Source organism: Lactiplantibacillus sp. 30.2.29, assembly GCF_018991255.1.
Lineage (GTDB): Bacteria > Bacillota > Bacilli > Lactobacillales > Lactobacillaceae > Lactiplantibacillus > Lactiplantibacillus pentosus.
On record NZ_JAGYGU010000093.1, the window covers coordinates 1 to 1,221 of the forward strand.

Genomic DNA, 1,221 nt, shown 5'->3' on the forward strand with positions numbered 1-1,221 from the left:
ATATCGTAAACTTTCTTATACGGAAATCATCCCTAATTTCTCTTCCGCTTTTTTAAAAATCCTCTCATAATCTCTACCGTATCATTTAAAATTATTGGGCGTAAGATTAATAACGCAACAATGTAGAGAACGATACCTAGTAAAATCTCTATAATCATCGTCAAAAAATTAAAATTAATCGTAATGTTCATCCAAAAAACTATCATAAACATTATTAACCCTGCCACAATATACTTTGGAATATCTTGAAAGAGACGTTTGAAGTCCAATTCTTCATGTACTATCCAAAGTTGATAAGCAGTAACAACTCCTTCTGAAATGACGGTTGTGATCATCGCCCCATGAAGCCCCCACAATTTGATCAATGGGAAATTAATTATGATACTAACAATGGCACTTGTAACTAGAGTCCGCGTATATTCATTAGTCCGCTTCATTGGTAACAAATACTGTATCCCAATTGCATTACTCCACGCCACAAGGACTACAACCAAGGCCTCGATCATCATAATAGGCCCAACGGGAGCGAATCCGTTTCCATAGAAGAACTCCGATAAACGCAATGCAATTGCTGCAATCCCAAAGGCCATCGGAATCGAAATAAAGGAAACAAAATTAAAGGACTTATATAGCATTTCACGTATAGCCTCGATATTTCCCTTTGCAAATTCACTTGCTGCATGGGGTAGAACAACCATCCCAGTAGCAGTCACAATTGCAATTACCATCTGAACTAGTGTATCCGAATTATTGTAAAAACCGGCAGCCGTTGCCCCTGCAACTAAACCTAAGACAGTTTTATTTAATGTTAAGTAAACCTTAGTTGCAATTGATGGTAGGAATAATACCAACGATTCTCTTAAATGTACAAATGGCCGTAGACTGTCCCACCTAACAGGAACCAAAAATTTTCGTAATGATGGCCAAAGAGTTAAATTCGCTAAAAACAATGATAAGCTTAAAATTAAGACATACTTCCAGGTATCTTGATGATTATGGACAAAGATAAAAATCGAAATTGCCGATAATACCTTTACGATGGTATTCCTTACCACGGTTACCTTAAAATCCTCTAACCCCATATAGAGCCAGGAAATATCAACAGTGGAGGCAATAATACAAATTGCTTGTAACCATAATAATAATGTATATTGGTGATAGAAGCTTAATAAAATCAAAAACGCTACCAACGACAAAGCAGTCATACAAAGTTTTATAACT

Annotated in this window: 1 protein-coding gene; it reads right to left on the bottom strand. The window is 36.0% G+C overall.

What is annotated here, in order from left to right:
- Positions 1-32: 32 nt before the first annotated feature.
- Positions 33-1,221, bottom strand: a 1,189-nt coding sequence (locus KGF65_RS16650; RefSeq protein ID WP_216788264.1) for a polysaccharide biosynthesis C-terminal domain-containing protein, incomplete at its 5' end; no start/stop codon positions are given.